Raw genomic sequence first — 17,946 nt, 5'->3', positions numbered from 1 at the left:
TCAATCTTATATACGTAAAAAAATACGAAAACGTTGCAATAAAATGAATAAAAAGACTGATTTAGCATCATTAAGATTGTCATATTCTCAAAACGAATTGTTAGAGAAAAATGTTTTAAGTAATCCATTTAAACAATTTGCCCTGTGGTTTGAAGAAGCTTTGGATGCCCAAGTTTTAGAGCCTAACGCCATGCACGTATCAACAATTTCAGATGGTAAACCTCATGGAAGAATTGTTTTATTGAAAGGATTTGATGAAAATGGATTTGTTTTTTTTACTAATTATGAAAGTAATAAAGGTAAAGAAATAGAAAAAAATATTTTTGCCTCACTTACTTTCTTTTGGGGAGATTTGGAAAGGCAAGTCAGGATTGAAGGCAAAATTGATAAAGTAAGTGTGCAAGAATCCGATGAATATTTTCATTCCCGCCCTCGCGGAAGTCAAATTGGGGCTTGGGTATCCAACCAAAGTAAAGTAATTGAAAATCGCCAAGTATTGGAGGAAAGGCTTTTAAACTTAGAAAAAGAGTTTGAACAAACCGAAGTTATTCCACGACCAGCCCATTGGGGGGGATACCGAGTAATTCCTGATAAAATCGAATTTTGGCAAGGCCGTCCCAATCGTTTGCATGATAGAATCTTATATACTAAAAATGTTAATGATTGGAAAATAGAGCGACTTTCGCCTTAGACTTAATGAGTGAATGAATGATTTAGTGAATGAGTGAATAAAAAATAATTACCAAAATCACTCAATAACACATTCACTCAATCAATCAATATTTTTAATATTCAACTCTATAAACTTTATAAGCTATGAATTATGACTTCATCATTATTGGTGCAGGTTCGGCTGGTTGTGTTTTAGCCAATCGTTTATCTGAAAATCCAAATAATAAAGTTTTGCTACTCGAAGCTGGTGGCCCCGATAAAAAAATGGAAATTCATATTCCTGCGGGTTATGCCAAACTTTTTAAATCAGAAGTGGATTGGGGCTTTTTTACCGAACCACAAAAACATGTTTTAAATAGAAAAATTTATTTGCCACGTGGAAAGACATTAGGTGGCAGTAGCTCGACTAATGCCATGGCTTATGTTCGTGGCAATAAGGAAGATTATAATGATTGGGCAAGATTAGGAAATAAAGGTTGGGGGTATGATGATATTTTACCCTATTTCAAAAAGTCTGAAGCTAATGAGCAAATTTCTAATAGTTTTCATAATAAAAATGGATTACTCAATGTAACCTTTGCCACAAGGTTTGATACGCCATTTTCTGATGCTTTTGTTGATGCTTGTGATCAATGTGGAATCAATAAAAATAAAGATTATAATGGTGAAAAACAAGAAGGTGCAAGCAGACTTCAATTTACCATCAAAGACGCCAAGCGTTTGAGTGCCGCCGCCGCTTTCTTGAAGCCTATCATGCACCGTAAAAATTTGACAGTATTAACCAACGCTCCTGCCAAGCAAATTTTGATTGAAAATGATAGAGCTGTTGGCGTAGAGTATTTTACTGGAAAAACAACAACCGAAAAAGCTTTTGCTAAGAAGGAAGTTATTTTATCGGCAGGAGCATTTGCTTCACCACAACTTTTGATGCTTTCGGGCATAGGTGATGCCGAAGAGTTAAAAAAACACACCATTACCTGTAAGAAAGATTTGTTGGGTGTTGGGAAAAATCTACAAGACCATCTTTTTTCAGGTGTAAGTGCCTTGTCTAATCAAGAATTTGGGCAAAATCATCACCTTAAACCATTCAATCAATTGAAAGGTTTATTGAAATATGTTTTTACCAAAAAAGGTATATTTACGATCAGCCCACTCGAATCAACTGCATTCTGGATGACTGATGATAGCCCCGACCGTGTAAATTATCAATTTCATTTCGCATCATTACAAGTAGGAAACGATTATAATTATGATTTTTACGACATGAAGACTTTTCCTCATGAAGATGGGTTCTCTATATTACCAACACTTTTACGACCAGAAAGCAGAGGCTACGTGACTTTGAGAAGTAAAAATGCTCATGATGCTCCAATTATTCAGCCTAATTTTTTAGAAGCCGAACAAGACCAAATCACATTCCTTAAAGCTGCAAAAAAAGCAATAGAGGTGATACAAGCACCAGCATTTGACCAATATAGAAAAACCATGATGACACCACCAGATACCAGTTCTGATGATGCGATTATGCTTCATTTGAAAAAACAACTTGAAACAGTGTATCACCCAGTTGGTACTTGTAAGATGGGTAATGATGAAATGGCAGTTGTTGATGAACAGTTACGTGTAAAAGGCATTGAAGGTTTACGAGTGATTGATGCTTCTATTATGCCAACAATTGTTTCGGGTAATACCAATGCACCTGTATATATGATAGCTGAAAAAGGGGCAGAAATGATTTTAAACCAATATATGATGAATCAATTATAAATGCACAAAGTTATAACATTCTTATTGTTTTTTTTGACCATCCATGTATGTGGACAGCATATAATGACCAAAAAAAGCTATGGATTAATGAACGATCATGGATACTCTTTGACAAAAACAGATAACGGTGATGTTATTTTAGTTGGTACAGGTTATTATGAAAACAATACTGGACATCATGGTTTAGCAGATATTTATGCAATCAGGATTGATAGCTTCGGCAATGTAGTTTGGAAAAAATATTATGGAGGCTCTGATACTGACAATGGGTTTGATATTGTCAAAGGGATGGGTGATGAATATGTGATTACAGGGCAATCAGATTCAAATGATGGTGATGTAACAGGAAATGAAGGATATTATGATATTTGGGTGTTTAAGATTAATGGCTCTGGAGATATTATTTGGCAAAAAACATTTGGTGGCGATAATTGGGAAATTTCAAAAGGTATTGACAAAACATCCGATGGTAATTTTGTAATTGTTGGTGAAACAAATTCTGACAATGGAGATCTATTAGGTAGTAATCTTCATAAATTTTATGGCAGAATCATAGGTACTGATATTTGGGTAATAAAAATTGATACAAATGGTAATATTATATGGCAAACTTGCTTAGGTGGAACAGAATATGAGCGTGGAGCCGCCATTCATGCTTCCAGTAGTGGCAATCTTTATGTTACAGGACATTCAGATTCATATGATGGTGATTTGAATTGGACTTATGGTTCAAATGATGCTTGGGTTGTAAAATTAAATGAAAACGGTAATATTTTATGGCAAAAGCAAATTGGCGGTTGGAGTGACGATATTCCACAAGGTATTGCAGAATCGGCTTCGGGTGATGTTGTTGTGACGGGTTACACCTTTTCTCCCAGCGTTTTTTCAGTTGAAAATCATGGCTATGGTTATGGTGATTGTTTTATTTCAAAATTAGATAAAAACAATGGCAATGTCCTATGGACAAAATTGTTAGGTGGTACATGGCATGAGGAAGGTTTCAAAATATCTCTTTGCCCTGATGGAGAATTACTCTTGATGGCTACAAGCAATTCAACCGATGGCGATGTTGTAGGTGGGTTCCGTGAAGTTGGTATCATGCGAAATTCAGGTGCTTGGCTAATAAAAATGGCTGAGAATGGGGATATTACTTGGCAAAAGCCTTTTGGTTCAAATAATAATTATAACCAAATTGGTAAAGCAATTTTTACAAATAGTCAAGAATTTGTCTTTTATTTATATGATTCTTTTGTTGATGAAGACGGTATTAGAAAAAATAGTGGTACATCTGTTGTTTCATTTTCATTCAAGAATTGTCCAAATCAAATTGCACTTTTAACAACTTCTGAAAATCTAACACAAAACATTAACCCTGTTTTGAAGTCTAAAAATACCATCAAACTATCCAATACTTTCGACTCGGATATAAATGTTTCATTTAGTGCAGGGAAATCAATTTTCATCAATCCAGGTGTTGTCATTAAGCAAGGAGCAGTTTTCAAAGCCGATATTCAAGAATGCCAATAAAAAAAGTCCTTTCGCAGTCTTCAACTTTGAAAGGGCTTTTTTCAATCTTCTCTTCCCTCCTTTCTATTTGCATCGGCCATTCTGACAATTTTTGGAGTAAATTTTGCCAAAACTTTTACTAAATCTTTCTGAGCAGTAATTACTTCATGAATGTCTTTGTAAACCATTGGTGCTTCATCTAAATCACCACCAATTAACTCAATTCCATGTTCGCCCAAAATCTTATTCATTGCATTTTTAGTAATAGTGTTAAATGCAGCCGTTCGACTCATCAAACGCCCTGCTCCATGCGATGCAGAATTGATAGCAGCCTCATTTCCTAAACCTCGAACAACAAAACCTGGGGCAGTCATCGAACCAGGAATAATGCCTAAATCATTCACACCCGCAGGCGTGGCACCTTTTCTATGAACTAAGACTTCTTTTCCATTATATTGCTCTTTTATATTGCTCTTTCCAAGCGAAGTTATGGTGATTTTCAACCATCACCAAGGGCTTTTCGCTGATAGCTTTGGCAATTTTTGCATGAATTTCATGGTGATTGGCAGAAGCATAATCACCTGCAAGATTCATGGCAATCCAATATTCCTGCCCTTCTTCAGTATTCAAGTCAAGCCATGCCAAATGTGCCGCTTGTTTGGGCAATTTAGTTTTTTGCATGGCAATTTTTGAATAATGCCCTGCCACAGTTCCGCCAAAACCACGTGAGCCAGAATGAGAAAGTAAAGCCAAATAAGTACCTACTGGTAAATTCAATAACTCATCTATTTCGCTGACTTCCAACAAACCCCATTCAACAAAATGATTACCCGTTCCAGAAGTTCCCAATTGACGAAAGGCTTTGTCTTTCAAATCACGGATAACTTTCGTAGCTGTCCATTCGATTTTATCCATTACCGATTCATCCATTTTTTCTCGAACTTCTCCGCCAATACCAAATTTGGTATTTTCAAGCAAACTACGCTTCAATAAATGAGGCTCACGCTTGAAAATATCAGCAGGTAAATCGAATACTGACAAACACATACGACATGCAATATCGACACCAACTGCATAGGGAATAACCTTATCTGCTTCAGTAGCCAGTACGCCACCAATCGGCAAACCATAACCTTGGTGAGCATCAGGCATCAAAGCACCAGCCACAGAAATCGGCAAACTTACTGCAGTATTCATTTGATTTAAAGCTCCTTGTTCAATGAATGTTTGTCCATAAATTTGATAAGCAATATTCTCTTCTCGCAAATCAAATTCAGTTGATTTAGCTTTAGGTTTTTCGTCCAATTTCATCATTTCTTCGACTGGAAGCCATGTACGACCTTCGTCTGAAATTTTTATTTCGATTCCTTGTTTTTGCAATTCATAGATTTTTTGAGCCAAATTGGTTACTTTATTCTTTGAATAAGCATATTTCTTTGGATTTTCGAGCATTTGAGCAAAAAGTCCCATGATTTTTTCGATAGGATATTCAGCTCGCTCGGTAAGTCCTTTGGCAACTCTGAGAAAAGCATCATACATTTCTTCTGGAATTGGTGCAAGGGATTTTATTAGTTCTATTGTTATGTTCATTATTTTTTGTTTTTTTTATTAAACCTGTAAGGATTTTTTTATACTTGCAGGTTTGGTCTAAGGTTTATAAAAACTGTCAATTCATTCGAGTAAGCTGGAACGGTCAGCCTCCATTGTCGAAACAGCGACAAAATACTCCTGTGTAGTCATCTGCGGAACAATGCTTCCAATTGTATTGATTTAGTCTTTAAAGCAATTTACCATTTTTGAGTAAAAAAAGCCCGACCTCTATGGTGGTGAGGTCGGGCTTAATGCTGGTGTTCTTTGTCAGAACTTACCTATGAGCATAAACACTCGTACCTCAATCGTATAAACTTTTCAAAATCTTCTTGTGCATTGGCTTTAGGGCGATAACTGCTAATCGAACATACCGCTCCCCACGCAAAGGCAATCAGACTTTGTAAGCCTATGGGTTTTGGGTGTATGTTTTTGAGCATTAGCATTTTTTTATCTTGTTTTTCGTTTTAAAAATTAAAAATTATTTTGAGTTTTTAGCAATAAAAAAGCCCGACTTTTTGGGTCAGGCTCAGATAAATTTTGGAGTAGTTTTAACCTACAAATTATACCTGTGCCGTCTATGCAAAATTCCTTCAAACGGATGTATCATTCCGCAACTGAAAGATGTATTTTTTAGATAATTTTGCATTTCTTGTTCTGTTTGTTTTTGTGTCACAAAGGTACAATAAAAGATTTCATACTTTCCAAATAATTTTATCATTATTTTTAAAACAATTTACAAAATACTGATTATCAGCAATTTATATTTAGTAAAAATAATTGAATCAAATTTTTTTTTATAATAAGCACTTTTCTTTCATCAATAAATGTTTATTTTTCTATCAATTAATTAGCAAAATTCAATTGCAAAAAAAGACAAAGCGAAGCACTTTTCAGCACTTCGCTTTGTCTTTTTTTCTCAATTTTCAATCAAATACAAGGCTAATAAGCGGGTAATCTATTGACCAACTTTCGTTAAAGTACCTTTAGTAAATTCAGGTTTTTCTTGGAAGAATTCCTTTCCTTTTTTATTGATAAATCCATTCTTTCCAAAAATATTTACACGAGCCATTCCATCCGAAAAACTATAGGCATCATCATATATTAAAGGAATAATTTCTAAACCAGATTTATCAACAAATCCATATTTATTATTCAAACCAACCCTTGCAACCCCTTCGGAAAATCCCCAAATATTATCATATTTTACTGCAACCATTTCATTTCCAAACTTATCAACAACACCAAACTTGTCTTTGATACATACAACCATCATTCCTTCAGAAGATGCTTCAATAAAATCATATTTGGTTGGTTCAATAACCATATTCCCTGCTAAATCAATCACACCCCATTTACGTTGACTTCTAACAGCAGATACTCCTTCCGAAAAATTATCCACTTCATCAAACATATCCTTTACCAATATATTATCATCTTTGTCAATAAAACCCCATTTTTTATTATCAGTCTTTATTGCCGCTCTTCCCTCTGAAAAACTTCTGGCAGCTTTATAGTGCATTGGAATAACTTGTACACCTTTTTTATTGATAAATCCATATTTACCTTCAATGGCAACGCAAGCCAAACCTTCAGAAAAACTTTCAGCTTTTTGGTATTGTGGGTTGGCTATAAAATTATTTTGATTATCAATTACACCCCATTTACCGTTTTGCTTTACAAAGCTCAAGCCTTCGCTAAAACTCAATACATTTTCATATTGTAAAGTTATTTTTTCTTTTCCTTTCTTGTCAATAAAACCCCACTTATCCGCTATTTTTACAGCAGCCAACGATTGTGAGAAATTTTGGACATCATCAAATTTAAAGTCTATAACTTCATTACCATTTTTATCAATAAATCCCCATTTGCCATTCTTCTGAACAGCGGCAAGCCCTTCACTAATATTATAGGCATTTTCGTAGGTATTAGGAGAAATTTCAACTCCTTTTCGATTAACAAAACTAAATTTTTTATCTTTCTCAACAACAAAAATGCCCGATTGAAAGTCACTATTTGTTTTAATAACCTGTCCGAAAGTCTGTGAAGAAAGGAAAACAAAACCTAAAATTAGGCTCTTAGAAAATTGATTATGAATATATTTTTTCATGGGTTTCAATATTGTTTATAGGGGAACCTCCACACCTGATTTAACTATGGTTTTACTAAATCTATGCCAATCAGTCCTATTCAAACATAATCTTACCAAACGGATACATTTTAAATATCCACTATCCATTTCATTTCAAAAAACAGGCTGACTACTATTTTAAATCAAGCTGTCTTTCAAAATTTTAATATGTCAAACTCGATGCCAAAATCTTTATTTTTATAATAAACTTATCCAACGGATACATTTCAGAAATATGGAGAAATAGGTAAAAAACATTACCTTTGTGCAATCATATCGTTAAGAGGGAGTATTATATAATTTCACAGCATCGTCAATGAAAATTTCGTACAATTGGTTAAAAGGCTTGGTTGACATTCAAGAATCGGCCGAAGAAATTGGTAAATTATTGACCGCCACTGGTTTGGAGGTCGAAGGAATCGAGGAAATTGAGTCTGTTAAGGGAGGCTTGAAAGGTTTTGTGGTAGGCGAAGTGCTTACTTGTGAAACTTTTATGGTCAAAGAAAAGCAATTAAGTCTCACGACGGTAGATATAGGTACCGATACTCCTTCAAGTATCGTTTGTGGAGCTGGAAATGTACGTGCTGGACAAAAAGTAATCGTAGCCACACTCGGCACAACTATTTATTTTGCCGACGGTAAATCTTTCGTCATAGAAAAACGTAAAGTTTATGGACACCCATCAGAAGGGATGATTTGTGCCGAAGACGAAATTGGAGTGGGTACTTCTCATGATGGAATCTTGGTTTTAGATACTATTTTAAAAAATGGTACACCAGCCGCAAAATATTTCAGCCTCGAACCAGATTTTCAAATTGAAATTGGTTTGACTCCTAACCGTGCTGATGCTGCTTCCCACTTGGGCGTAGCTCGTGATTTACGTGCAGTTTTGGAGAGAGAAATAAAAATGCCCTCTATTGAAAACTTCAAACCAAGTTCACAAGCAACTGATTTTCAAGTAGTTATCGAAAACCAAGAAGCTTGTCCTCGCTTTTGCGGTTTAGAGATTCGTGGAATAACAGTCCAAGAATCACCATCTTGGTTGAAAAATGCATTGCAATCAATTGGTTTAAATCCAATCAATAATGTGGTTGATATTACCAATTATATATGTCATACTTTGGGGCAACCTATGCACGCTTTTGATGCCGATGAAGTAAAAGGGCATAAAATTGTGGTTCGAGTTCCTGAAAAAGGAACAAAATTTACTACGCTTGATGGAACTGAACGTACACTTTCGGGCAATGATTTGATGGTTTGTAATGCTGAAGAACCAATGGCAATTGCGGGTGTTTTTGGCGGACTAAAATCAGGAATTAAAACTACCACACAAAATCTTTTCTTAGAAGTAGCTTATTTTAGTCCAGTTTGGGTGCGACGTACTGCAACTTTTCATGGTTTAAAAACCGATGCTTCGTTCCGATATGAACGTGGTACTGATCCAAATATGCCTCCTTTTGCGATTCGTTTAGCAGCAGTGTTGATTCAAGAATTGGCTGGTGGTGAAATTCAGGATGGATTGATTGATGTTTATCCAAATCCTATCGAAAACTTCAAATTTTCTGTTAAACATAAGAATATCAATCGTTTACTTGGTAAAAATCTTGATGACCGTTTGATTCATAAAATCTTACAAAATCTTGATATTCAAGTACTCAGCGATGATGGAGCAACAATGGAAGTAAGTGTTCCACCTTACAGAGTTGATGTGACAAGAGAAGCCGATATAGTAGAAGAAATTTTAAGAATTTATGGTTTTGGCAGCATCGAGCTTTCTGAAAATCTACAAACTGATTATTTGTCGAGTTTTCCAGAAAAAGATGTAGATAAATTACAATTCAAAATTATTGAGTTGTTGGCTGGCAATGGTTTCAATGAAATTCAAACACTTTCGATTACGAAACCTGCTTATAATCAAGCACTTGCGGCAACGGCAAAAGGTGAAGAAGTTGTACTCCTTAATCCATTGAGTGAAGAACTTTCGGTGATGCGTCAGAGTTTATTGCTGACAGGAATGGAATCAGTAGCTTATAATATCAATCGCCGTCAAAAAGATTTAAAATTATTCGAATTTGGGCGTAGCTATTACAAAAAAGAAGATAAATATAAGGAAAACAAACATTTAGGACTTTGGCTCACAGGTAATCGTCAATCAGAATCTTGGGCAAGTCCGAGTACACCTGTGGCTTTCCATGATTTGGCTTTGGCGGTTCAAAAAGTTTTGAAAGCCATGCGTGTGAATAATTTTGAAACACAAGAAGCTGATGCAAGTATTTTTCAATATGGTTTAACTTATATTGTTAATAAAAAACCTATCGTGAGCTTAGGTCTGGTAAAATCTTCATTAGCAAAATTAGCTGACGTTAAACAAGCTGTTTTCTATGCAGATTTTGATTGGGAATATTTATTGAAACAATATTCCGAAAAAATAGCTTTTGTAGGAATTCCAAAATTCCCAGAGGTTCGTCGTGACTTGTCATTAGTGATTGATTCTAACATAAATTTCGAGCAAATTTCAGCAATTGCTTTAAAAACTGAGCGTAATTTATTGCAAAATATCAATTTATTTGATGTCTATGCTGGCGAAAAATTGGGCGAAAATAAAAAATCATATTCGGTAAGTTTCACGCTTTTAGACAAAGAAAAAACATTGACTGATGAAGTGATTGACAAATCAATGCAACGCCTGATTGCTGCTTATGAAAAAGACTTAGGAGCCGTGATTAGAAAGTAATCGACCACGTTTGTAAGATTAAATTTCACTTAAAAATGTAATCATTTTACGAAATATACGTCTTAAAAGAAACAAACAAACGTGGCGACGTACCGCTTAAGAAATGAAAAGATATTTTGTATTAGCTATTACAGTGGCATTTTTCAATGTGTGTGCAACAAATATGAGTTTTGCACATTCACCTAGCTTCGTTATTGTTCAAGATGAAACGCAAGAAGCAGAAGTACTTTTGGACAAAGCAGTAGATGCTCAAATAGCAGGAAATAGTGATGCACTTTTGCAGTCATTAAATGCTGGCACAACCGCACTCGAAAAAGAGGCAAAAGCAGACAAAGGTAGCTTTAAAGACAAACTTTTGAGTCAAGTAGGTGTATTACAAAAATTAGCTCCTTTGGTAAAGAGTGGACTTTTGAAAGGTGACGTATTTAAAAAAGTAGTCAATACAGTGAAAATGTTATTGGCAGCCAAACGTGTTGAAAGTTTGATAGGCGGCTCAAGTTTATTAAGCAATGTAAGCAATTTGACCAAAAACTTAGGCTTAATGAAAATGGGAATGTCTGCTTTAGGTGGGGAATCACAAAATCAATTGAGTGGGCTACTTAGTTCTGCCATGAGTGGTGTAAATAGCCTTAGTAAAGGTGGAATGGCAGCCAAAGCCGCCGAACCAGCAGTAAAAAAACAACTCGGAGGCTTACTTAATTTTGTTAAAGGAGCAATTTAAAAACAGTTCTGAATTCTGAGTCTTGAGTTCTAAGTTGCAACAAACAACCAATAACTCAGCACTCAGAATTCAACACTCAGAACTATTTTATATTGACTGGCATAATTCTATCAATACCCCATTGGTGCCTTTTGGGTGTAAGAAACATACTAATTTATTATCAGCACCTTGTTTTGGTTCTTTATTAAGTAGCACAAAACCTTCTTCTTCAAGGCGTTTCATTTCTACTAAGATATCCTCCACTTCAAAGGCAATATGATGTATTCCTTCTCCTTTCTTCTCAATGAATTTTGCAATAGCACTTTCAGGATTTGTGGCTTCTAAAAGTTCTATTTTAGTCTGATTTATCTTGAAAAAAGATGTCGTAACTCCTTCACTTTCAACACTTTCTGATTTATAAGGTGCTATATTGAAAAGTTTCGTGAATAGGTCATTTGAGGCAGCAATATCTTTGACTGCAATACCAATATGTTCGACGTTTGTAAGCATGTTTGTGTTTTTTTACTAAAGTAGCACATTGTATTTCTTTCACAAAAAAGAAAGTACAGTTTCATGCTTAATTGATATAGCATTCAATTATAAATTCTTTTTCTTCAATTCTTCCACAGCATAATTAGCTGCTCGGGCAGTCAAAGCCATAAAGGTCAATGATGGATTTTGATTGCCTACCGAAGTCATACAAGCACCGTCGGTAACGAAAACATTTTTACATAAATGCAACTGATTCCATTCATTGAGCAGCGAAGTTTTAGGGTCTTTGCCCATTCTTACACCCCCCATTTCATGAATATCTAAACCTGGTGCTTGGTGACTATCGAACATATTGATATTTTTACAACCCGCTTTTTCTAACATTTCGGCTGCTTGGACATGAAAATCTTTCATCATTTTCATATCATTTTCGTCATAATCAACCGAAGTGATGAGTTGCGGAACTCCCCAAGCATCGACTTTATCTTTGCTTAGTCGCACATGATTTTCTTTTTTCGGAATCGTCTCTCCTTGCATCTGAATATAAACGCCCCAATGATCGCTCGGATTTGTCAGACTTTCTTTCCAATCTGAACCAAAACCTTCTTTGCCATACCCTTCTTGCCAAGAACCTCTTCCTGCAGAAAAAGCAAGCATATATCCTCGTTGAAAATCAGTTTCTTGTTTATAAACATTGCGAAACGATGCCATAAATGCCGAAGTTGGTCGACGACCATAATAATATTGGTCGGCATAGCCTTCAAAAGTTGCCCCGCCTTGTCCACGGTAGAGGTGAAAAGCCAAATAATGACCCATTAAACCATTGTCATTCCCAATGCCATTAGGAAAACGATTAGAGATAGAATTTAAAAGAATAAGATTGGTATTAAGGGCAGCAGCATTGACAAAGATGATTTTTGCTTTGTATTCAATGACTTCTTTTGTATCAGTATCAATGACTCTTACGCCCGAAGCTTTTTGAGTCTTTTCATCAAAAATAATCGAATGAACAACTGAATTTGGGCGAATTGTCAGGTTTCCAGTTTTTGCTGCCCAAGGTAAAGTGGAAGAATTTGAACTAAAATATCCCCCAAACGGACAGCCTCTTTCACACAAACTACGAGCTTGACATTGCCCACGTCCTTGTTGGATATGAATGTCATTAGGTTTGGTAAGATGGGCACATCGTCCAATAATCACTTGGCGGTCTTTGTAGTTTTTCTTGACACTTGCTTGGATATGTTTTTCGACACAATTCAATTCCCAAGCAGGTAAAAATTCTCCATCTGGTAGGTTTTTGATGCCATCTTTATTGCCTGAAATTCCTGCAAAACGTTCTACATGTGCATACCACGGAGCTAAATCTTTGTAGCGAATCGGCCAATCGACCGCAAAACCATCACGGGCAGGAGCTTCAAATTCATATTCGCTCCAACGTTGGGTTTGTCTTGCCCAAAGCAAAGACTTCCCTCCTACTTGGTAGCCACGAATCCAGTCAAAAGGTTTTTCTTGAATGTATGGGTGCTGTTCGTCTTTGACAAAAAAATGTTTGGTCGCATCCGAATAAGCATAACAACGATTGACGATTGGATTTTTTTCGACTTCAGAGGGAATGTCTTTTAATCGATGGTCAAACTCCCAAACTGCTTTGGTAGCTGTTGGATAATCTTTTAAATGTTCAACCATTTTTCCACGCTCCAAGACTAATGTTTTTAGTCCTTTCTCGCATAATTCTTTGGCCGCCCAGCCACCACTGATTCCCGAACCGATGACGATAGCATCGTAGGTTATATGCTTGTCAGCATCAATATTAAAGTTCATAAAATTCTTTTTTCGATTACTTCTCAACTCTTTGCAAATCTAAATCATGGAAATCGTAACTAAAATCGGTTAGTGGCGAAATAGCTTTCATCTTGATAGACACTGGTTTTCCTGCATCATCCATCTGAAACATCATATACGCATCGGCATCAAAACTACGATTTGTCCACTTTACAATAAAAGTATTTCCTTTATAAAACAGCATTTCTCCAGTCAATTTGGGTGAATGCTTGGCATCAAACCATAACTTTCCAGATTTTATAGTAATGAATACCTCACCAAACCAATTGTCTTTATAAGTCCCAGTATAAGCATTCAAATCAACTTTTGTTGTATTGTTTTTTTGTTGCTCCGCAATTGCTGACCAAATAGCTTTCGTAGTTTTTTCGGCTTCTTCAATACCTGCTTTTTCTCTTTCCTTATATAACTTTACTATGTCTGTTGCAGGAATACCTAAGTAACTATCTTTTATAGTATTGGTAATTGCCGAAAATGCCGCACCCGATTGTTGATTTGTAAAAACAATGATACCTAATTGAAGTTCGGGCAATAAAGTAACTTGTGTGACCATCCCTTCCAGTCCCCCTGTGTGTGTTACTTGCTTGTAGCCTTTCACATCACTCAAACCCCAGCCCAAACCATACGCACTAAAATGCGTATTATAAGGTGGCGTAGTACTTACTGGAATTATGGTTTGTGGTGTCCACATATCATTATGCACTTTTGTACTAAATAATTGCTTGCTCAAATTATCCCCATATTTGCCATCGTGCATCTGCATAATTATCCACTTGCACATATCGCTGATATTAGAGTAAATTCCTCCTGCCGAACTACCAAAAGTTTCTTTATGACGGTTAATTACCTGCACTTTTCCATCAATCGGAGCATGACCGTCAATAATATTTGATGAGTCTTTTAAGCGAAACCAAGAGCCTGCACTTTTGGTCATTTGTAATGGTTGCATGATACGTTCTTCGACAAATACTGCCCAACTTTTGCCACTGATTCTTGTTACAACTTCGCCAGCAACCATATAAAGCAGGTTGTCATAATCATATTTTGTACGAAATCCAGAAACAGGTTTCAGATATCGTAAGCCATGAATGATGTCGTTAATAGTAAAATCAGTTGAATCAGGGAAAAACATAAGGTCACCAGCTCCTAAACCCAAGCCACTACGATGTGTCAATAAATCTCTGACTGTAAACTCTTCGGTTACATAAGCATTATACATTCTGAACTCAGGAATAATATCAATAACTTTATCATCCCATTTCAACTTTCCATCATCAATCAAAATACCGAGAGCTGCTGTTGTGAAAGCTTTGCTGTTGGAAGCGATGCCAAACAAGGTATTTTCATCAACTTTTTGTTTGGTAGCAAGCGAACGTACCCCATATCCTTTTGAATGAATGACTTTTCCATCTTTCACAATTGCCACAGCAATGCCCGGTACATCAAAAGTAGTAAGTGTTCGTTCTACCAATTCATCAACTTGTTGAGAAGTAATTACCTGTGCCTGAATTTGGCTAAAACAACAAACTAAAAGGAAAAGAAGATTGTATTGAAAATACTTTTTCATGTGTAATTACCTTTAAAAATTGATGAAGAAAACAAATATAGTGAAATTACGAAAATGCAACATCGCTCATTACCCAATATTTATTGAAGGCACTTTTTAATTTATACTTTGGTGTTTTAGAATCGTAAAATCTATGAATAAACATTTCTATTTGTGTTTTATTTTGAAACAAAATTCTATTTTTCACGCAATAATTCAAGCAATAATGAATATTTTCTTCTAATTTTGGGTAAAGTTTAATCTCATTTTAGCAATCAAAGAAAGTGGCAAGACCGTCGAAAGAAGAATTAGTAAAGCAAATCAAGGAAACTCCTTTAAACCGTCAATATAACCAAATCAAGTCAAAATATCCTGGGGCGATGTTGTTGTTTCGGGTGGGTGATTTTTACGAAACTTTTGGTGAAGATGCCATTCGTGCCTCAAAAATCCTCGGAATTGTCCTTACTCGCCGCAATAATGGTGGAGCTCAAGAAGAATTAGCAGGTTTTCCACATCATTCATTGGATACATACTTGCCTAAATTAGTTCGTGCGGGCGAACGTGTAGCCATCTGCGACCAGCTCGAAGACCCTTCAACTGCCAAAGGGATTGTACGCCGTGGTGTTACCGAATTGGTTACGCCAGGTGTTTCTTTCAATGACAATGTTTTAAACCACAAACAAAACAATTATTTAGCTTCGATTCACTTTTCAAAACCTGATTATTTTGGGGTTTCATTTTTAGACGTTTCTACTGGTGAGTTTCTAACAACTGAAGGAAATACGGCTTATATTGATAAATTATTACAAAGTTTTGCTCCTTCAGAAGTGCTTTATTGCAAAAAATACCGAGGAGAATTTCAAACACTTTTTGGCGATAAATTCAACGAATTTACTTTTGAAGATTGGGCTTATAAATTCGATTTTGGCTATCAATTGCTCTTAAATCACTTCAAAGTTGCTACTTTAAAGGGTTTTGGCGTAGAAAATATGCCTGATGGTATTATTGCTGCTGGTGTGATTTTGAGGTATTTATCTGATACAGAGCATAAAGAAATGGGGCATATTTCTCGCCTCACTCGCCTTGATGAAGATAAATATGTTTGGTTAGATAAATTTACGATTCGTAACCTCGAATTGGTTTTTGCACAGCACGACGGCGGCGTTCCTTTGATTCAAGTGCTTGACCAAACCATTACACCAATGGGTGCAAGGCTTTTGAGAAAATGGTTGGTTTTGCCACTAAAAGAACGTTCATTGATTCAAGAAAGATTGGATACTGTTGAGTTTTTTGTAAAAAATGATGAAATTTTAGAGCATCTCACAAGCCTACTAAAACCTATCGGAGATTTAGAGCGTTTGATTTCAAAAGTAGCAGTTCGTCGCATCAATCCACGAGAATTAGTGCAGCTCAAAAGGGCTTTATTACAAATTGAGCCAATTAAAAAACAATTAACTTTGGGAAGCCAGCAATTTGCTGTTTTGCAGAAATACATCACACAACTTACTGACTGTCAATATCTTATTGATAAAATTGAAAAAGAATTAAGAGATGAAGCTCCAGTTCTAAGCAATCAAGGTAATATGATAAAATCGGGTGTTGATGCGGAGTTAGATGAATTACACAAAATAGCATTTTCAGGGAAAGATTTTTTGATAGAAATACAAAATCGTGAGGCTCAACGCACAGGTATTCCTTCATTGAAAATCTCCTACAATAAAGTTTTTGGTTATTATCTTGAAGTTTCAAATGCTCATAAAAACAAAGTCCCACCAGAATGGATTCGCAAGCAAACGCTTGTAAATGCCGAGCGATACATTACCGAAGAATTAAAAATTTATGAAGAAAAAATATTGACAGCCGAGTCAAAAATCTTTGAAATTGAGTATCGAATTTACAATGAATTGGTATTAACTGCTTGTGAATTTGTGGCTCAAATTCAGCAAAATGCAAGAGTCATTTCGATTTTAGATGCTCTTTCTTCTTTTGCAAAAACAGCTCGAAAAAACAATTATTGCAAACCACAAATCACTGATAATAAAACACTTAACATCAAAGAAGGGCGACATCCTGTGATTGAGCAACAACTCCCCTTAGGGGAAGCATATGTGCCAAATGATTTATATTTGGATGACCAAACACAACAAATTATTATTATTACGGGGCCTAATATGGCTGGAAAGTCTGCTTTATTACGCCAAACAGCCCTCATAGTTTTGATGGCACAAGTAGGAAGTTTTGTCCCTGCTGAAAGTGCCGAATTGGGCATTGTCGATAAAATTTTTACCCGTGTAGGTGCAAGTGATAACCTTTCACGTGGTGAGTCAACTTTCATGGTAGAAATGACTGAAACTGCCAGTATTTTGAATAATTTGAGCGATAGAAGTCTGATAATCATGGACGAAATTGGGCGAGGAACAAGCACTTATGATGGCGTAAGCATCGCATGGAGTATCGCAGAATATTTACATAATCATCAAAAATGCAAGCCTTGGACACTTTTTGCAACCCATTACCACGAATTAAATCAATTAACAGAAGATTTTAGTCGTATCAAGAATTTCAATGTTGCCGTCAAAGAATTAGACAATAAAGTGGTGTTTTTGCGTAAACTTAAAGAAGGTGGCAGCGAGCATAGCTTCGGAATTCACGTAGCACAAATCGCAGGTATGCCACAATCTGTCGTACTTCGTGCCAATGAAATTTTGCATCATCTTGAAAAAGACCATATCAAAGAAAATAACAAAGAGAAAATCAAAGAAGCTCCCCGAATGGATATTCCCAAGAACAATTTTCAATTAAGTTTCTTCGAACCACAAGACCCAAAAATTGAAGAATTAAAGAATAAATTAAAAGGAATTGATGTCAATACGCTATCGCCAATTGAAGCCTTGTTGAAGCTCAATGAATTAGTAAAATTAGTTTGATGCTAAAACTTATTTAAATAAAACATTCTAAGCCTAACCTATAAC

11 protein-coding genes and 1 pseudogene are annotated in these 17,946 nt (G+C 35.7%); 6 read left to right on the top strand and 6 right to left on the bottom strand.

Annotation, left to right across the window (positions count from 1 at the left end):
• Positions 1–43: 43 nt before the first annotated feature.
• From pdxH to ACQUQZ_RS09490, 3 genes are all read left to right on the top strand, one after another.
• Positions 44–691, top strand: coding sequence for a pyridoxamine 5'-phosphate oxidase (gene pdxH, locus ACQUQZ_RS09500; RefSeq protein WP_435354647.1), 648 nt, complete (start codon positions 44–46; stop codon positions 689–691).
• A 125-nt stretch (positions 692–816) separates the two neighbouring features.
• Positions 817–2,439, top strand: coding sequence for a GMC family oxidoreductase (locus ACQUQZ_RS09495; protein WP_435354646.1), 1,623 nt, complete (start codon positions 817–819; stop codon positions 2,437–2,439).
• Between the two features lie 87 nt (positions 2,440–2,526).
• Positions 2,527–3,966, top strand: coding sequence for a 3-coathanger stack domain-containing protein (locus ACQUQZ_RS09490; protein WP_435354645.1), 1,440 nt, complete (start codon positions 2,527–2,529; stop codon positions 3,964–3,966).
• A 41-nt stretch (positions 3,967–4,007) separates the two neighbouring features.
• On the opposite strand, the pseudogene ACQUQZ_RS09485 reads toward ACQUQZ_RS09490, so the two are convergent.
• The 3 genes and pseudogenes from ACQUQZ_RS09485 to ACQUQZ_RS09475 form a co-directional block, all read right to left on the bottom strand.
• A pseudogene (locus tag ACQUQZ_RS09485) lies at positions 4,008–5,535 on the bottom strand (RtcB family protein).
• A 278-nt stretch (positions 5,536–5,813) separates the two neighbouring features.
• The gene (locus tag ACQUQZ_RS09480; RefSeq protein WP_435354644.1) at positions 5,814–5,972 is read right to left on the bottom strand and encodes a hypothetical protein; all 159 of its coding nucleotides are present in this window, start codon (positions 5,970–5,972) and stop codon (positions 5,814–5,816) included.
• Positions 5,973–6,490: 518 nt separating this feature from the next.
• Complete coding sequence (locus ACQUQZ_RS09475; protein ID WP_435354643.1) at positions 6,491–7,642, bottom strand: WG repeat-containing protein; 1,152 nt, start codon at positions 7,640–7,642, stop codon at positions 6,491–6,493.
• A 337-nt stretch (positions 7,643–7,979) separates the two neighbouring features.
• On the opposite strand from ACQUQZ_RS09475, the gene pheT reads away from it, so the two are divergent.
• Complete coding sequence (gene pheT, locus ACQUQZ_RS09470) at positions 7,980–10,397, top strand: phenylalanine--tRNA ligase subunit beta (RefSeq protein ID WP_435354642.1); 2,418 nt, start codon at positions 7,980–7,982, stop codon at positions 10,395–10,397.
• A gap of 103 nt (positions 10,398–10,500) precedes the next feature.
• The gene (locus tag ACQUQZ_RS09465) at positions 10,501–11,118 is read left to right on the top strand and encodes a hypothetical protein (RefSeq protein ID WP_435354641.1); all 618 of its coding nucleotides are present in this window, start codon (positions 10,501–10,503) and stop codon (positions 11,116–11,118) included.
• 87 nt (positions 11,119–11,205) lie between these two features.
• Here ACQUQZ_RS09465 and mce read toward each other — a convergent pair whose 3' ends face one another.
• From mce to ACQUQZ_RS09450, 3 genes are all read right to left on the bottom strand, one after another.
• Positions 11,206–11,607 (bottom strand): methylmalonyl-CoA epimerase, encoded by a 402-nt coding sequence (gene mce, locus ACQUQZ_RS09460; protein WP_435354640.1) that lies wholly within the window; start codon positions 11,605–11,607, stop codon positions 11,206–11,208.
• Between the two features lie 87 nt (positions 11,608–11,694).
• Positions 11,695–13,410 carry a GMC oxidoreductase gene (locus ACQUQZ_RS09455; RefSeq protein WP_435354639.1) on the bottom strand — a complete coding sequence of 572 codons (1,716 nt, stop codon included), beginning with the start codon at positions 13,408–13,410 and terminating at the stop codon, positions 11,695–11,697.
• Between the two features lie 16 nt (positions 13,411–13,426).
• Positions 13,427–14,995 (bottom strand): serine hydrolase, encoded by a 1,569-nt coding sequence (locus ACQUQZ_RS09450; protein ID WP_435354638.1) that lies wholly within the window; start codon positions 14,993–14,995, stop codon positions 13,427–13,429.
• A 263-nt stretch (positions 14,996–15,258) separates the two neighbouring features.
• Between ACQUQZ_RS09450 and mutS the strand changes: the two genes are divergently transcribed.
• Positions 15,259–17,901, top strand: a complete 2,643-nt coding sequence (gene mutS / locus ACQUQZ_RS09445) for a DNA mismatch repair protein MutS (protein WP_435354637.1) — start codon at positions 15,259–15,261, stop codon at positions 17,899–17,901.
• Positions 17,902–17,946: the final 45 nt, after the last annotated feature.

It is taken from the genome of Emticicia sp. SJ17W-69, assembly GCF_051209875.1.
Taxonomy (GTDB): domain Bacteria; phylum Bacteroidota; class Bacteroidia; order Cytophagales; family Spirosomataceae; genus Emticicia.
Note: the sequence above shows the minus strand (reverse complement) of the source record. Positions and strands in the feature narration are given on the sequence as shown.